The organism is Asticcacaulis sp. YBE204 (assembly GCF_000495855.1).
Classification (GTDB): Bacteria; Pseudomonadota; Alphaproteobacteria; order Caulobacterales; family Caulobacteraceae; genus Asticcacaulis.
This window is the reverse complement of record NZ_AWGF01000001.1, coordinates 422,087-436,992: the sequence shown is the minus strand read 5'-3', so window position 1 is coordinate 436,992 and position 14,906 is coordinate 422,087. Positions and strand designations below refer to the sequence as shown.

At 61.2% G+C, this 14,906-nt stretch carries 14 protein-coding genes; 9 read left to right on the top strand and 5 right to left on the bottom strand.

Features of this window, described 5'->3' with window-relative positions:
* Positions 1-18 precede the first annotated feature (18 nt).
* From AEYBE204_RS22935 to AEYBE204_RS22915, 5 genes are all read left to right on the top strand, one after another.
* The gene (locus AEYBE204_RS22935) at positions 19-1,506 is read left to right on the top strand and encodes a UxaA family hydrolase (RefSeq protein ID WP_031229621.1); all 1,488 of its coding nucleotides are present in this window, start codon (positions 19-21) and stop codon (positions 1,504-1,506) included.
* Between the two features lie 139 nt (positions 1,507-1,645).
* Complete coding sequence (locus AEYBE204_RS22930; RefSeq protein WP_023460716.1) at positions 1,646-3,085, top strand: mannitol dehydrogenase family protein; 1,440 nt, start codon at positions 1,646-1,648, stop codon at positions 3,083-3,085.
* A 24-nt stretch (positions 3,086-3,109) separates the two neighbouring features.
* Entirely contained in the window at positions 3,110-4,420 is a 1,311-nt protein-coding gene (locus AEYBE204_RS22925; RefSeq protein ID WP_023460715.1) for a polysaccharide lyase family 1 protein, read from the top strand.
* Between the two features lie 9 nt (positions 4,421-4,429).
* Positions 4,430-5,260, top strand: a complete 831-nt coding sequence (locus AEYBE204_RS22920) for an alpha/beta hydrolase (RefSeq protein ID WP_023460714.1) — start codon at positions 4,430-4,432, stop codon at positions 5,258-5,260.
* Positions 5,257-5,688 (top strand): GNAT family N-acetyltransferase, encoded by a 432-nt coding sequence (locus tag AEYBE204_RS22915; protein WP_023460713.1) that lies wholly within the window; start codon positions 5,257-5,259, stop codon positions 5,686-5,688. The genes AEYBE204_RS22920 and AEYBE204_RS22915 overlap by 4 nt, the downstream gene beginning before the upstream one ends.
* 5 nt (positions 5,689-5,693) lie before the next feature.
* On the opposite strand, the gene AEYBE204_RS22910 is transcribed toward AEYBE204_RS22915, so the two are convergent.
* Positions 5,694-5,936, bottom strand: coding sequence for a hypothetical protein (locus AEYBE204_RS22910; RefSeq protein ID WP_155908182.1), 243 nt, complete (start codon positions 5,934-5,936; stop codon positions 5,694-5,696).
* 276 nt (positions 5,937-6,212) lie between these two features.
* Positions 6,213-7,811, bottom strand: a complete 1,599-nt coding sequence (locus tag AEYBE204_RS22905) for a carboxylesterase/lipase family protein (RefSeq protein WP_023460711.1) — start codon at positions 7,809-7,811, stop codon at positions 6,213-6,215.
* Positions 7,812-7,930: 119 nt separating this feature from the next.
* Here AEYBE204_RS22905 and moaA point away from each other — a divergent pair, with 119 nt between their 5' ends.
* The 4 genes from moaA (at position 7,931) to AEYBE204_RS22885 (ending at position 12,107) form a co-directional block, all read left to right on the top strand.
* Complete coding sequence (gene moaA, locus AEYBE204_RS22900) at positions 7,931-8,953, top strand: GTP 3',8-cyclase MoaA (protein WP_031229617.1); 1,023 nt, start codon at positions 7,931-7,933, stop codon at positions 8,951-8,953.
* 17 nt (positions 8,954-8,970) lie between these two features.
* Positions 8,971-9,537, top strand: a complete 567-nt coding sequence (gene moaB, locus AEYBE204_RS22895) for a molybdenum cofactor biosynthesis protein B (protein ID WP_023460709.1) — start codon at positions 8,971-8,973, stop codon at positions 9,535-9,537.
* Positions 9,534-10,772: a gephyrin-like molybdotransferase Glp gene (gene glp / locus AEYBE204_RS22890; protein WP_023460708.1), complete on the top strand. Its 1,239-nt coding sequence runs from the start codon at positions 9,534-9,536 to the stop codon at positions 10,770-10,772. Before moaB ends, glp begins: the two co-directional genes overlap by 4 nt.
* Positions 10,773-10,898: 126 nt before the next feature.
* Positions 10,899-12,107, top strand: coding sequence for a Yip1 family protein (locus AEYBE204_RS22885; RefSeq protein WP_023460707.1), 1,209 nt, complete (start codon positions 10,899-10,901; stop codon positions 12,105-12,107).
* 84 nt (positions 12,108-12,191) lie between these two features.
* Here the strand turns inward: AEYBE204_RS22885 and AEYBE204_RS22880 are convergent, their stop codons facing one another.
* Genes AEYBE204_RS22880 through pseI form a run of 3 tightly spaced genes read right to left on the bottom strand, consistent with a single transcriptional unit; the run spans position 12,192 to position 14,707 of the window.
* The gene (locus tag AEYBE204_RS22880; RefSeq protein WP_023460706.1) at positions 12,192-13,001 is read right to left on the bottom strand and encodes an alpha/beta hydrolase; all 810 of its coding nucleotides are present in this window, start codon (positions 12,999-13,001) and stop codon (positions 12,192-12,194) included.
* Between the two features lie 10 nt (positions 13,002-13,011).
* Positions 13,012-13,623, bottom strand: coding sequence for a hypothetical protein (locus AEYBE204_RS22875; RefSeq protein ID WP_023460705.1), 612 nt, complete (start codon positions 13,621-13,623; stop codon positions 13,012-13,014).
* A gap of 34 nt (positions 13,624-13,657) precedes the next feature.
* The gene (pseI, locus tag AEYBE204_RS22870; RefSeq protein WP_023460704.1) at positions 13,658-14,707 is read right to left on the bottom strand and encodes a pseudaminic acid synthase; all 1,050 of its coding nucleotides are present in this window, start codon (positions 14,705-14,707) and stop codon (positions 13,658-13,660) included.
* Positions 14,708-14,906: the final 199 nt, after the last annotated feature.

The following is a 14,906-nucleotide window of genomic DNA, read 5'->3' as shown; positions in this document are numbered from 1 at the left end:
GACAAAACGACACCGGTCATGGTGCGTTATGTCCGCGTCCACTCTACCGATCACGTGGCCATCGCGGTCGAGCCGCTGAGCGCCGGTGAAGTGCTGAGCTTTGGCGACCTGTCGGTGACTCTAACAACCGACATCCCCAAGGGGCACAAGATCGCGCTGTACGATATTGCGCCCGGTCAGGAGGTGCTGAAGTTCGGCTTCGTCATCGGCAGGGCGATCGCACCGATCAAGGCGGGCGAGCATATCCACACGCACAATCTGGCCACCGCGCTCAGTGGCGTCGAGGACTATGCCTATGCCCCGGAAGCCGCCGAAGGCCCCGGCTCGCACCCCGACGCCCGGACATTCATGGGCTATCGTCGCGCGGATGGCCGCGTCGGTATCCGCAATGAAATCTGGATTTTGTGTACCGTCGGCTGTGTGGCGCGCACGTCCGAGCGTCTGGCCAAGGTGGCATCCGAACGGTTCAAAGGCCGCGTCGATGGCGTCTATGCCCTGACCCACCCCCTCGGTTGCTCGCAACTGGGCGACGACCTCAATCACACACGCAAGCTGCTGGCGGCACTGGCGTCTCACCCCAATGCCGGGGGCGTACTGATCGTCGGATTAGGCTGCGAAAACAACCAGTTGAGCGCCTTGCTCGGTGAAATTCAGGGCCGCAGTCCCGACCGCCTCAAATATTTCGCGGCCCAGATGGTCGATGACGAGCACGAAGCCGGGCTTGAGGCTTTGGAAGAGTTGGTCGCGGTCGTCGAAAAGGACGAACGCGAACTGTGTCACGTGTCGGACCTCGCCATCGGGGTTAAATGCGGCGGCTCGGACGGCTTTTCCGGCCTGACCGCCAATCCACTGGTCGGCCGCGTCGCCGATACGGTGGCTCAGGCGGGCGGCATGTCGATCATGACCGAAATTCCGGAAGTGTTCGGCGCCGAACGCATCCTGATGGCACGCGCCAAGGACGAGACGGTGTTCCATGAGATCGTCGATGTCGTCAACGATTTCAAACAGTACTTCCTCGACAACAACCAGCCTGTGTTCGAGAACCCCTCTCCCGGTAACAAGGCGGGCGGCATCACCACGCTGGAGGAAAAATCGCTTGGGGCTGTGCAAAAGGGCGGCCTCAGCCAGTTGACGCAGGTGTTGCGTTACGGCGAACGCGCCACGGAACGCGGCCTGTCCCTGCTCGAAGCCCCCGGTAATGACGCGGTGTCGTCGACGGCGCTGACGGCGGCCGGTGCGGTCATCGTCCTGTTCACCACCGGTCGCGGCACGCCGCTCGGCTTCCCGGCCCCGACGCTGAAGATCGCGTCCAATACGGCGCTGGCCGAAAAGAAGCCGCACTGGATCGACTTCAACGCCGGTCAGGCGCTGGAAGGCAAGACGCTGGACGAGACGGCGGACGATCTGATGGCGCTGATCCTGCGCGTCGCGTCGGGCGAGCAAAGCAACAATGAAAAGAACGAAGAACGCGAAATCGCCATCTGGAAGAATGGCGTGACGCTGTAACTATTACAGGAAGCGGCGTACCTTTGCCCCTCGCCCCTTTGGGGAGAGGGTGGCCCACAGGGCCGGGTGAGGGGGAACGCCGCTGCCCCCTCACCCCAACCCTCTCCCCGCAGGGGAGAGGGGGTTAAAAGGAAAACATATGACCCGCCTGTCGCTTGCCACGCTCGATGCCCTGAAACCCGATGTAATTCGTCCCGCCTATGATCCGGCGAAGGTGTCGGTCGGCATCGTCCATTTCGGTCCCGGCGCCTTCCATCGCGCTCATCAGGCGGCCTTTGTCGATGCACTGCTGGCCAGCGATCCGCGCTGGGGGATATGTGGTGTATCGCTCCATTCCAAGGGTGTGCGTGACGCGCTTGAACCGCAGGACGGCCTCTATACGCTGGCCATCCTCGATGAAAAGATCGAGTATCAGATCCTCGGCTCGATGCGCGAAGTGCTGGTCGGCCCCGAAGACATCGAAGCCGTTCTGGAACGCCTGACGCGTCCGGAGGTGCAGATCGTCACCTCGACCGTCACGGAGAAAGGCTATTGCCTCGATCCGAACTGGGAACTGGATTTCGGTAACGCTGACATCGTTCACGATCTGGCCAACCCGGCGACGCCGAAGTCCTATATCGGCTACGTCGCCGAAGGCCTGCGTCGCCGTTATGCCGCCGATGTTGCGCCGTTCGTCCTGATCCCGTGCGATAACCTGCCGAAGAACGGCCACCGCCTGAAAGCCGCCGTCGTGGCCTTTGTAGCGAAGCTGGACGCCGAATTGGCAAGCCGTATAGAGACAGACCTGTCTTGCCCCTGCACCATGGTCGATTCGATCACCCCTGCCACCGACGACGCCCTGCGTGAGCGCGTGGCCGACGCTATCGGCGTCAGCGATGCCTGGCCGATCCAGCGCGAGGCCTTCACGCAGTGGGTGGTCGAAGAACATGTCCACGAAGGTGGTCCCGACTGGGCCAGCGTCGGCGTTATCCTGACCGACAATGTCCCGGCCTATGAGCGCGCCAAGCTGCGCCTGCTCAACGGCCCGCACTCGACGCTCGCCTATGCCGGGCTGCACAAGGGCATCGAAAGCGTGTCCGAGGCCATGAAGGACGCCGAACTGGCCGAACTGGCCCGCGACCTGATGATTTCCGACGTCGTACCGCTGCTGGAAGCCCCCAAAGGCCTCGATCTGGTCGATTATTCAGAAGCCATCCTGAAGCGTTTCCGCAATCCGGCGATCAAGCACCTGCTGTCGCAGATCGCCTGGGACGGGTCGCAGAAAATCCCCATCCGTCTGCTGTCATCGCTGTCGGAAGCGCTCGAAAAAGGACAGGACGTATCGCGTTTCGCCGTGCCGCTGGCGGCATGGGCGCGTTTCGTCAGAGACAAGGCCGTCTCGGGCGGCACGATCACCGATCCGCTGGCCGCCGACCTGATCGCTCTGGGGGAGACCCTGACCGACGACGTGTCGGACGTGGCCAAGGTACTGGCGTTCCGCAACGTATTCCCGGAGGCCCTCGCCCACGATCCGCGCGTGATCGCAGCGGTCGAGGCCGCTTACGAGACTCTTCTGTCTCGTGAAAATATCGCGGCCTAGCCACAACCGAAAAAGGGGCTCCGTATGATCAAGGCGTTTTTGTGCGGAGCCTTTGCGGTCATGGCATTGGCCCTGCCGGTACAGGCGAAATCCGACGGGCTGAACCGCGCCACCTATGACACGCAAGGATGGGCCTCGACCCAGGGCGGCGCGGGCGGGCAGATCCTGCGCGTGACCAATCTGAACGCCACCGGCCCCGGTTCGTTCCGCGCCGCGGTCGAAACCGATGGTCCCCGCATCATCGTTTTCGAGGTCGGTGGCGTGATCGACCTCGGCAAAACCCATATCGCCATCAAGAAACCGTTCCTGACCATCGCCGGGCAAACGGCGCCCAATCCTGGTATCACCTTCATTCGCGGCGCGTTCAGCGTCTCGACCCATGACGTGATCATCCAGCATATCGCCGTGCGTCCCGGTGAAGCGGGTGCGGCGAAGAAAAGCGGCTGGGAAGCCGACGGCCTGTCGACCTATGCCGCCTACAATGTGATCATCGACCACTGTTCGTTTTCGTGGGCGACCGACGAGAACCTGTCGACCTCCGGCCCGCGTTTCAATGGCGCGACGCCGGACGACTGGCGACAAAGCACATCGCGCAACATCACGCTCAGCCACAACCTGATCTACGAAGGCCTGAAAAATTCGACGCACACCAAGGGCGAGCACTCCAAAGGCACTCTGGTCCACGACAATGCCTCCGGCATCCTGATCTACGGCAATCTCTACGCCTCGAACTATGAGCGCAACGCCTTTATCAAGGGCGGTGCGCAGGCGGCGATGGTCAATAACCTGATCTTCAATCCCGGCATCCACGCGACCCATTACAATCTGGTGGCCAGAGAGTGGGAAGGACAAACCGTACAGACCGGTCTGCTCACCCTCATCGGCAATGCCTATCGCGCCGGCCCGGACACGGTAAAAGGCACGGCCCTCTTTAAACTGGGCGGCATCGGTGACGTCTCACTCTATCTGCGCAACAATCTGGCTCTCGATACGCAGGGTCAGCCCCTGCCGATGACCGGCCGCTACACCACCTCCGACGCTAAGATCGTCGAGGCCGCCACGCCCTATCTGCCCGAAGGCCTGCGCATACGTCCCGCCGCCGAGATCGAACAGGCCGTGCCGCTCAGTGCCGGGATGCGGCCGTGGGCGCGCGATCCGATCGATGCGCGGCTGCTTTCTGAACTGGCGCAAAAGCGCGGAATGATCATTGACAGCGAGTCGCAATCCGGCGGATACCCGGCCTACGCTCCTACCCGCCGCGCCTTTGTTCCGGATGACTGGAATCTTGCCGATATGAGCCCGAAGGCCGGGTGGGACAGTCTGTTCAAAAAATAAGGACTCCCGATGGCCATTGCCCTGCCCGCTCTCCCCGATCACGTGGTCGAAGCCGACCGGGTCATTGCCTTATCGGAGGGCGCGGCCAATGTCGCCGAGGGTGACTGGCCCGAACGGCGTTACAACCGTGTCACGCGTGCCGAACTGCATGAATATAAGACGGAAAACCCGCGCGGGCGGGCAGTGGTCTATGGCGGTGGCGGCTATGTCAATCTGGTCGCCGACCGTGAGGGCATCGAAATAGCCCTGTGGCTCAATGCGCTGGGCTTCGACGCCTATGTGCTGGTCCATCGCCTTCCCGGCACCGACGATAGTGAGGGCGAGGTTCATCCCCACGATATCGCCTTGCAGGACGGCGTAAAGGCACTTGATCATTTGACAACGCTGGACGCGCTGCCGCTACTGCATGTCGGCCTGTCGTCGGGTGGGCATCTGGCCGGGGTCATGGCCTGTCAGCCGCACGATCTGACCGCGAAAGGCGTTCTGATCGCCTATGCGCCGGTCAATGCCAACCATCGCGATTACAAGGCCCCCGCCGGTAAACCGGACTTCCCGCCGGTCCAGAAACAGGACTTCTACAATGCCTGGCCGGTCGGCATCGCCGCCGAACCTCACGGCGTGCCGCAAATCCCGGTCTTTATGGCCTATGCCCTGCACGATAAGATTGTCCCCATCGATCATGCGCTGAATTTTATCCGCACGGCGCAGCAGACCGGTGCCGACCTCGAAGCGCATATTTTCCCCCAGGCACCGCACGGCTTCGCCTTGCGTGAACTGGACGGCACGCACGAGCAATGGCCAGCCCTCGCTGCGCGCTGGTTCGACAAGGTTCTGGGGTGATTATCCGACCTGCGACCACCGCCGACGCCCAGCGTCTTATCGCCATCTGGGAAGATTCGGTGCGCGCCGCTTACCATTTCCTGACCGAGGCCGATATCGACTTCTACAGGCCCTATCTGTTGGCGGGGCTGGCTGGCGGAGACGTGTGTATGGCGGACATTGACGGCACGTCCGCGGGCTTTGCGACTCTGGTCGGAAAAAATGTGCTGGCCATGCTGTTCGTCGATCCGGCGTTTCAGCGCTGTGGCATCGGTCGCGCCCTGATCGGCCACGCACAAGCGCTCAAAGGCTCCCTGACCGTCACGGTCAACGAACAGGTCGAGGGCAATATCACCTTCTACGAGAAGTGCGGGTTTAACATAACCGGCCGGTCGGAGACAGACGATGCCGGCAACCCTTATCCGGTCGTCTTCATGGCGCAGAATTGATAGCTCTATATTTCGCTCGGCGGTCCGGCCTTGCCGACTTTCAAGCGGGGCAACCGGGAGGCAAAGGCGGGTAAAGCCTTGGCCTTCACTTGCCTTTGAAACTCCGCCTCGGAAAGGGCACCTCCATGCGGTTGAGCTGCCGTGTGGGTAGCAAGATCGATGACAAAGTAAGACACCCGCCCCTCAACCGTCTGCTTGATGACAATGTAGCTCTCATCAAAACCGAGAGCCAATACTTTACCGGGCACAACCGCTGTACAATCTCCCTCCGGCGGCTCGCTCCATCGGCATAAACTTAGATCTCCCGGCTCGCGGCGTATCCGATCGCCTGCCCCTGCCACGGGAAACGTTTCTGTTTGACGAACTATATAATACCGATCCGTCAGGTGAGCACTTTCTCCGTAAAGGGGTGGCAAGTGCCGTGGGGGTTTGAAGTCTACGCGGCAACCACCTAGCAATAGGAGGCATAATGCAATACCGATGCGCGACATATCCGCCCTCCCCAAAGACTCCACCATACTAATTTACGTCCCCGCCTGAACGAAAGGCACCTTATCGAACAGCTTGCGCTCTGCACCACGCGGATCATTGGCCAGCTTTGGTGGCAGATCCATCAGCATGGTTTCACGGTTCGGCAGGCTATAGGGTGTCCATTTCGGCAGGGCCACCGTCTGCGGCGATCCGGTTTTGGCGAAGGCGATAAAGGCATCCGAGAACAGATCGGCCATCTTTCGCGCGCCGTCGGAGTCCGTCGTCACGGCGCTCGGCACGGCGGTATTGCGGAAGACGAGCGGGATTTCGACAGCATGCGGTGCGCCGTACTTGCCGCCGTCCTTCGGGCTTTGCCAGTTGGCCTGATAGACGAAGGTCTTGGCGCCCACCTTGGCGCGTTCCTCGGCCTCAATGACCGCCCCGCGCCACGACCGACCCGCTGTCGTCGCGGCGAAATAGATATCGGTTGGCGTCATCTGCGGATAGAGCTTGCGATAGGTCTCGATCACCACATAGGGATCGATATCGACGCGGTAATTGGCGGGCAATTTCTCCGCCAAAGTCTCCCAGGTCAGGTTCTGGAATTCCGGATTATTGACCTGAAAGCCTCGGGTTTCATTCAGCGTATTGCCGATGATCATCGGCATGCCACGCGACTGCGGCGCGGCATCGGGATAGAAGGGATGACGGAACAGGTGCGCCTCGTCGAGCACCGGCCCCATATAGACGCCCCCGCCCAGCACCGGATCGGTCGCTTTCAGGGCGGTCACCAACTGTTCCCACGGCAGGGTCTGCACGGCGGCCAAGCCCTCAGCATCGGGCTTGAGATTCAACGCCGCCAAAAACGCCTTGGCGCGCAAGGTCGCATTACCGGGACCGGAGGCCGTGACCTGCTGACCGCTCATGGTCGCGGCCTTGTGGAACAGGCCCTTGGCGGCAGGCGTCGCCATCATGGTGGCGATCTTGGCGCCGCCGCCCGATTGGCCGAAGACCATGACATTGCCGGGGTCACCCCCGAATTGGGCGATATTGTCGCGCACCCACTCCAGCGCCAGAATAATATCGAGTTGCCCACAATTGCCGGACAGGGCCAGAGGCCCCGGCTTGCCCTTAATCTGCCGCTCCAGCCGCGCCAGATAGAGGTAACCAAAGGCATTGAGCCGGTGATTGATCGTCACCACCACCACATCGCCGTGCAAAGACAGGTTCGTCCCGTCATATTCCGCATGCGATCCCGACCCGTTCGAATAGGCTCCGCCGTGCAGATAGACCATGACTGGACGCTTCTTTTTAGAACCTGCCTCCGGCGTCCACACATTGAGAAACAGGCAATCTTCGCTCTTGCCGTAAGGATCGGGGTTGCTGCCCTGCGGGCTGGCCGGGCCGTAGTGATCGGCCAGCGCCGGCTGCGTCCAGGCGGCGGGTTTGCGCGGCGGCTGAAAACGATGCGGCGGGGCGGTGGTTTCGCCGTAACGCAGCCCCAGAAATACGGCGGTACCGTTTTTAATCTGACCGACGACCGGACCGGCGGCGGTCTTGACGGTTATGCTTGTCTCCGCTGCTGACACCGGTGGCACGGCGGATGACAAGGCAACGGCAGAAAGGCCCGACAGGGCTTGGCGGCGGTTCATGAGGCATTTCCTGTGTTGCGGATTATATCATTGTTGTGAGCCGAGGTTTGCGCGGAAACACATAAAAGTAAAGACGCAACGCCTTGTGTTCGCCGCGATTTTCCGGTTATTTCAAAGGCATGAGTTTATCACCCGCGCTTGTCGATGGTTTCAACCGCCGCATCTCCTATGTGCGGATTTCGGTGACGGATCGCTGCGACCTGCGCTGCACCTACTGCATGTCCGAAAGACAGACCTTTCTGCCTCGAAAAGAACTCCTCAGCTTTGAGGAACTGGAGCGCCTGAGCCTGTTTTTGATCGATCGTGGCGTCGAGCGTCTGCGCATCACCGGCGGCGAACCCTTGGTGCGCAAAGGTATCCTCGACTTCCTCAAACGGCTGGGTCAGCAGGTCCATAACGGGCGGTTGAAAGAACTGACCCTGACCACCAATGGCACACTGCTGAAATCCGCCGCGCCGCATCTGGTCGAGGCCGGGATCAAACGCGTCAATGTCTCGTTCGACAGTTTGCGCCCCGACGTATTCCGCCACATTACCCGCACCGGTAATCTGGGCGTTGTGCTGGATGGCATAGAGGCGGCGCAGGCGGCAGGCCTCAAGATAAAGCTGAACGTCGTGGCGCTTCAGCAGGACAACCGTCACGACCTGCCCGACATCATCCGTTTTGCGCACGATCGCGGCATCGACGTCTCGCTGATCGAGACCATGCCGCTGGGCGACGAGATCGAAGGCCGGGAAGACCAGTTCGTCTCTTTGCGCGAGGTCATGACCGATCTGCGCAGTTTCTGGGATATCACGCCGGTCACGGATACCACGGGTGGCCCGGCACGTTATTACCGCGTGGCGGAAACCGGCGGCAAGCTGGGCCTGATCACGCCGCTCAGCCATAATTTCTGCGATACGTGCAACCGTGTCCGCATCACCTGTACCGGCCAGCTCTATATGTGCCTAGGGCAGGACGACCATGTCGATTTACGTAAGGCATTACGTGAGGATGAGACAGATCGGTCTTTGAGCCTTGCCTTTGCCGAGGCCCTGCGTCACAAACCGAAGGCGCATGATTTTTTCATCGCCGGACACGGCGCGCCACCGCCGCAACGTACCTATGTGCCGCGCCGGACCATGTCCGTGACGGGCGGTTAAGACAAACGGGAATAAGCATGGAACTGACAGAGACAGAACGGTCCTATCTGGGGGCAGGCCGCATCGACGCCGACCGCCCGTTCAGAAGCGTCAATATTGCCGTTCTGACAGTTTCCGACAGCCGGACGCGGGAAAACGACACCTCCGGCGATCTGCTCGACGCACGGATCACCGCCGCCGGTCACCACGTCGCCGCGCGCGAACTGGTTCGCGACGACAAAGATCATATCCGTACCGTCATCACCAACTGGATCGATTCCGGCAATGTCGATGTGATCATCTCGACCGGCGGCACGGGGATTACGGGTCGCGACATCACCCCCGAAGCGGTCGAACCCCTGCTGGACAAGCGTATCGAGGGCTTTTCAACCATCTTCCACATGGTCAGCTTCCAGACGGTGGGCCTGTCGACCCTGCAATCGCGCGCCCTGGCCGGGATCATCCGCGGGGTGTTTATTTTCTGCCTGCCGGGCTCGAACGGTGCGTGCAAGGACGGCTGGGACAAGGTCATCCGCTGGCAGCTCGATTCGCGTCACGGCCCGTGCAACATGGTCGAACTGATGCCCCGGTTATTGGAGAAATGACCCGCAAAGGCATTTCCGTCGATGAGGCGCAGGCCTTTCTGCGTGAGGTTGCGCCCGCGCCCCTCCCACGCAAGGTCGCTCTGCGCAAGGCGTTGGGCCGTGTCCTGACCGCGCCGGTCGTGGCCACCCGCGATCAGCCGCCCTTCGATGCCTCGGCGATGGACGGTTACGCCATCTGCAAGTCCCTGACCGATCCGGTCGCCCAGAGCACGCCGCTGAAGCTGATCGGCGAAAGCGTCGCCGGGAAGCGTTTCGAAGGTCGTGTCGAATGGGGGCAGTGCGTGCGTATCTTCACCGGCGCGCCGGTGCCCGACGGCGCCAAGGCCGTGGTTATTCAGGAAAATGCCAAAATTCTGGAGAATGGGGCTACCGACCACGGCATCTTCATCGAGGCTGACGGCTGGAACGATCCGAAAACCCATATCCGCCCGCGCGGTCAGGATTTCAAAGCGGGTCATGAGTTGCTGTCGGCGGGTCTGCGTCTCGATCCGTGGCGGCTGTCGCTGGCGGCAGCCGCCGGGCGAAAATCCGTCACCGTAGCCCGCCGTCCGCGCATCGCCATCCTGTCCACCGGAGACGAACTGGTCGCCCCCGGAGACGAGCCTCGCGCCGATCAGATATTCGAGTCAGGCTCCTTCGCCCTGATGGCCCTGTGCCGCCAATGGGGGGCCAAGGCTGAATTTCTTGGCGTCGAAAGCGACGACCTCGACGGTATCCACGACGCCGTCAAGGCCTGCGAGGCCGATCTGATCGTCACTATCGGCGGGGCCAGCGTCGGCGATTACGACCTCGTCAAACCGGCGTTGGAGCGCCTCGGTCTGGCGCTCGATTTCAGCAGCATCAATATTCGTCCCGGCAAGCCGACCTGGACAGGTATTCTGGCCAGCGAACGGCGCGTATTGGGCTTGCCCGGTAATCCGGCGTCGGCGATGGTCTGCGCGCAACTGTTCCTGAAACCGTGGATCGAGGCGGCGCTCGGTCAAGCCGTCCCAAAGGCTTTGGCCTCCCTCCCGGTCGCCACGACGCTGGCGGCTAATGGCCCGCGTGAAACCTTCCTGCGCGGGCGTATCGTCGCCGACGCTTCCGGTCAGCCAAGTTTGAAGCCCTTTGCCGATCAGGATTCCTCACTGATTGCCGTGTTCTCGCAAAGCGACGCGCTGATAAGGCGGTCGGCCAATGCCCCCATGTTACCAGCAGGCGACGTGGCCGAATATGTACGGTTGGATCGCTATTAAAGCGTTCTGACTTAAAGGTGAATTGACCGGTTCCGCACCGCACCTAAAAGTAGCGCCGCTATTGTACGCGTTCGCTTCTCATTTTCAGGCATGGCCGTCAGGCCTTTTATCGCGGGACAAAATTCGATGACCGATACGCCGCCGGGCGATATAACGCCCCCACCGCCCACTGTCACTTCCGGCTCATCGTCGCTCATCGAGCGCGTCAAGGGCATCTTGCTGAAGCCCACGCCGGAATGGCAGAAAATCGAGACTGAACCCAGCACGATCAGCGGCATAACCACCGGTTATGTGATGGTTCTGGCAGCCATCCCGGCCATCGCCGGGTTTATCGGCCAAAGCCTGATCGGCGTTTCCATCGCCGGTTTCAGTACGAAAATATCCCCCGTCAGCGGCCTGATCTATGCGGCGGTTGTCTATGCCCTGGCCATCGCGTCGGTCTATATTGCGGGCTTCATCATCGATGCCTTGGCCCCCAGTTTCGACGGGCAGAAGAACAAGGTTCAGGCCTTCAAGGTTGCCGCCTATTCGGCGACCGCCGGCTGGGTCGCCGGGATATTCGCCGCCATTCCGATGCTGAGCATCCTGGGGCTTCTGGGGCTTTATGGCCTCTATCTCATCTATACCGGCCTGCCGATCCTGATGAAGTCGCCCAAGGACAAGAGCCTGGGCTATACGGCGGTCGTGGTGATCATCGCCATCGTCATCCAGCTGATCATCGGCGCGGTGACCTTGCCTATTCGCATGATGGGAGCCTTGGCTGGCGGTGCGCACACCTCGGCCAATGTCAGCATCAATACCCCCGACGGCACGGTGAAGATCGAGGGCAACAGCATGGAAGCGGCGGCCAGGCGCATGGAAGCGGCGGCCAAGTCCATGCAGGACGGCACGGCCAAACCGGCGCTCGACCCGACCCTGCTCGACGGCCTGCTGCCCGGTTCGATCGCCGGAGCGACGAAAGCCGACGGCGGCACCTCGGCGGGTGGCGCTGGCAACTATTCGGTATCGGAGGCCCATGCGACCTACGTGGTGGGTAACGGCCGCATCAATCTCAAGATCAGCGACATCGGCGCGCTGGGGGCGATGACGGCCCTGGGGACTGCGATGAAGGTCCAGTCATCGAGCCAGAACGGCACGTCTTATGAAAAGGTATCCACGGAAAACGGCAGGCTGATCTCGGAACGCTACGATACGGCCAGCCGCAGCGGCAGCTACACCATCGTCGTCGCCGAACGCATCACCATCGAAGCCGAGGGTTCCGACATCGATATCAATACCATGAAAGCCGCCGTAGCCGCCGTCGATGCTAACCGGGCGGCGGCCCTGCTCAATTAAGGTTTCCATGGAATGACTTAATCATTCCATGGAAATTCCTTAGTTGTCGCGATATATTACCGAAAACCGGTTCCCACTTTTCGGCTATCGCTCAAGCCACTTCCAATAAACATCATAGACACCGGCGCGGGTGAGGGTCGAATGATCCTCGCCCGCCATGCGTTTGAAGGTCTTGGGTTCGTTGGCCAAGGCAAACAGACGCTCGCCGTGGCGATAGGGTACGACGCTGTCACGGTCGCCGTGGACGATCAGGACCGGCATGTGGACGTCCCTGATACGCTCGCGATTGGCGAACTTGTCCTTCATCAGAAAGCCCACCGGCACATAGGGATAACGCTCCTGCGCCACGTCGGACGCCGCCGTGAAGGGCGCTTCCAGAATCAGGCCGCGGGCATTGCGTTGCGTGGCGATATAGGTCGCGGGTCCGGAGCCCAGCGAATGGCCGTGCAGGACGATCTGTTCCGGCTTGTAGCCCTGTTGGATCAGCCAGTCATAGGCGGCCAGCCCGTCGGTCAGGATACCGTCTTCGGTCGGCTTACCGGTCGATCCGAAGAAGCCGCGATAGGCCAGACTGAGGAACCCCACGCCCTTGGCCGCCATACGCTTGTAACGCCCGGCCTGCATGTCGAGGCCGCCGCCCTGCCCCGGCAAATAGAGAAAGACCAGTCCGTCTTTTTTGACGGGTGGCGTGAACCAGCCGTTCAGGGTTTCATGATCCGGCGTCGTGATCTTGACAACCGAAATGGCCACGCCCTCGACCTTCGGCGCGGTGACCTCTTTCGGCGGGATGTACAGCATGTCGCGCTGCTTGATATAGAGATAGGCGCACACCCCGGCATAGGCCAGAACCACCGTTAGCAGCAGGGTCAGAGCCGTCCGCATAATCCACTTCATATGGGTTTCCTCAAAAAGCACTGACCGCCATTTCGGTTCGGGCAGCAGCGCTGTCGGCGACGCTGAGCCGTTTCACTAACCGCCAACCCAGATAGTCTCGCAGTGCCGTAACCATCGAAGCGTATCCGAAAAGCATGACAACTGTAAAAGGCGTCGTTAAGCCTATACTGTCCGCCATATTGCCAACCAACCAGATACTTAGCGGCAGGATCGGAATACCGGCCAACAGGGTTATCAACCACCACCGCCGAAGACCTTCTGCCTCGCCCATCTGTGCGGTCAGGCGCTGCATGACGCGAAATGGTCCCCACAGATTACCGATCGGCACGACGAAGGCCGCGATCGCCGTCGCACCACTCAGCCCGACGTTCAGGCTTAATCGGCGGACCCAGAACATCCACAAGATCTGCGCCATCAGGTTAAGGATCAGGTTCAGAATCGGCAGGAATAATCCGACTAAAACCAGCCAGCTGACGCCGTTAAACGCACCCATTTCCTGACGCAGCGGATCCATGACGAAATAGACTGCCAGGGCCAGCGCCCCAAGCGTCGAAAAACTCAGGCCGCACAGGAGCAGGCCTTTCAACCCGGCAGCCAAACGCCGAGGCTCTTTGTATGACATGCGTTCCCCCCTTGCCGCCCCCCTTGCCGCCATGTCAGCCGATCATATCATCGCTGAGCGGTTCGCCCCGCACGATATCGCGCGACGCCGTCTTGTCCAGCACGTCCCACAGGCGCACCGGCGGCAGGCCGAGGCCGGGACGGATCGACTTGACATTGACTTTGGTGAAGGGCTCACCCGCCTTGATGTCTTCAACCACGTAGAGCGAACGGCGGAACTGTTTCGAGCCACGCTCCGAGCCCAGTGTGTCGTAATGGATATGACCCAGCGCAGCCCAGGCGTCCTTGCAGTCTCTGACCAACGATGTGAATTCGGTGGGCTCCAGCGAGAAGCCCGAATCCGGACCACCGTCGGCGCGGGCCAGCGTGAAATGTTTCTCGATCACGCAACCACCCAGCGCCACCGACGCCACAGACGCCGCGGTGCCGAAGGTATGGTCGCTCAGGCCAGACGGCACGCCGAACTTCGCACCGAGGTCCGGGACGACGCGGACATTGGCGTCGTGGATATTGGCCGGGTATTCGCTGACGCAATGGAGCAGAACGATCTCGCCCGTGCCGAATTTGCGCGCGGTGTCCACGGCAGCGGCGATTTCCTCCAGATTGGCCATGCCGGTCGACATGATCAGCGGCTTGCCTTTCGACGCGGCATAGGCGACCAGCGGCAGGTCGACCAACTCGAACGAGGCGATCTTGAACGCCGGCGCGCCGAGGTCGTTGAGGAAATCGACAGCCGTATCGTCGAACGGCGACGAAAACATCGTCACGCCGCGTTTCGCCGCCCGCTCGAACAGGGCCGGATGCCAGTCCCACGGCGTGTGGGCCTCGGCATAGAGGTCGTAGAGCGAATAGCCTTTCCACATGCCGCCGGTCAGCTGAAACTCCGGGCGGTCGGAGTTGAGCGTGATGGTGTCGGCGGTATAGGTTTGCAACTTGATGGCATCGCAGCCCGTATCAGCGGCGGCGTCGACCAGAGCCAGCGCCCGGTCGAGCGACCCGTTATGGTTCCCCGACAATTCGCAGATGATATAGGGGCTGTGTGCCGCGCCGATCCGGCGTCCGGCAATGGTGATTTCGGGGGTCATGCTGCTAACCTTATACCTCCCCAGTTTACTGGGGTATAGCGCAGCGAAAGTATAGCTTTCGCAAGCGTTGGGACCGCACGAGCTTGCGAAGCAAGTGATCGGACCGCCGATGCGGATGTGGTGGTGGGGGCTCGTGTAGATAATACAGAGGCGATGCGTCGCCTTTCCGAGCTCCCCTCCGTCTTTGAGACCTCTGGTC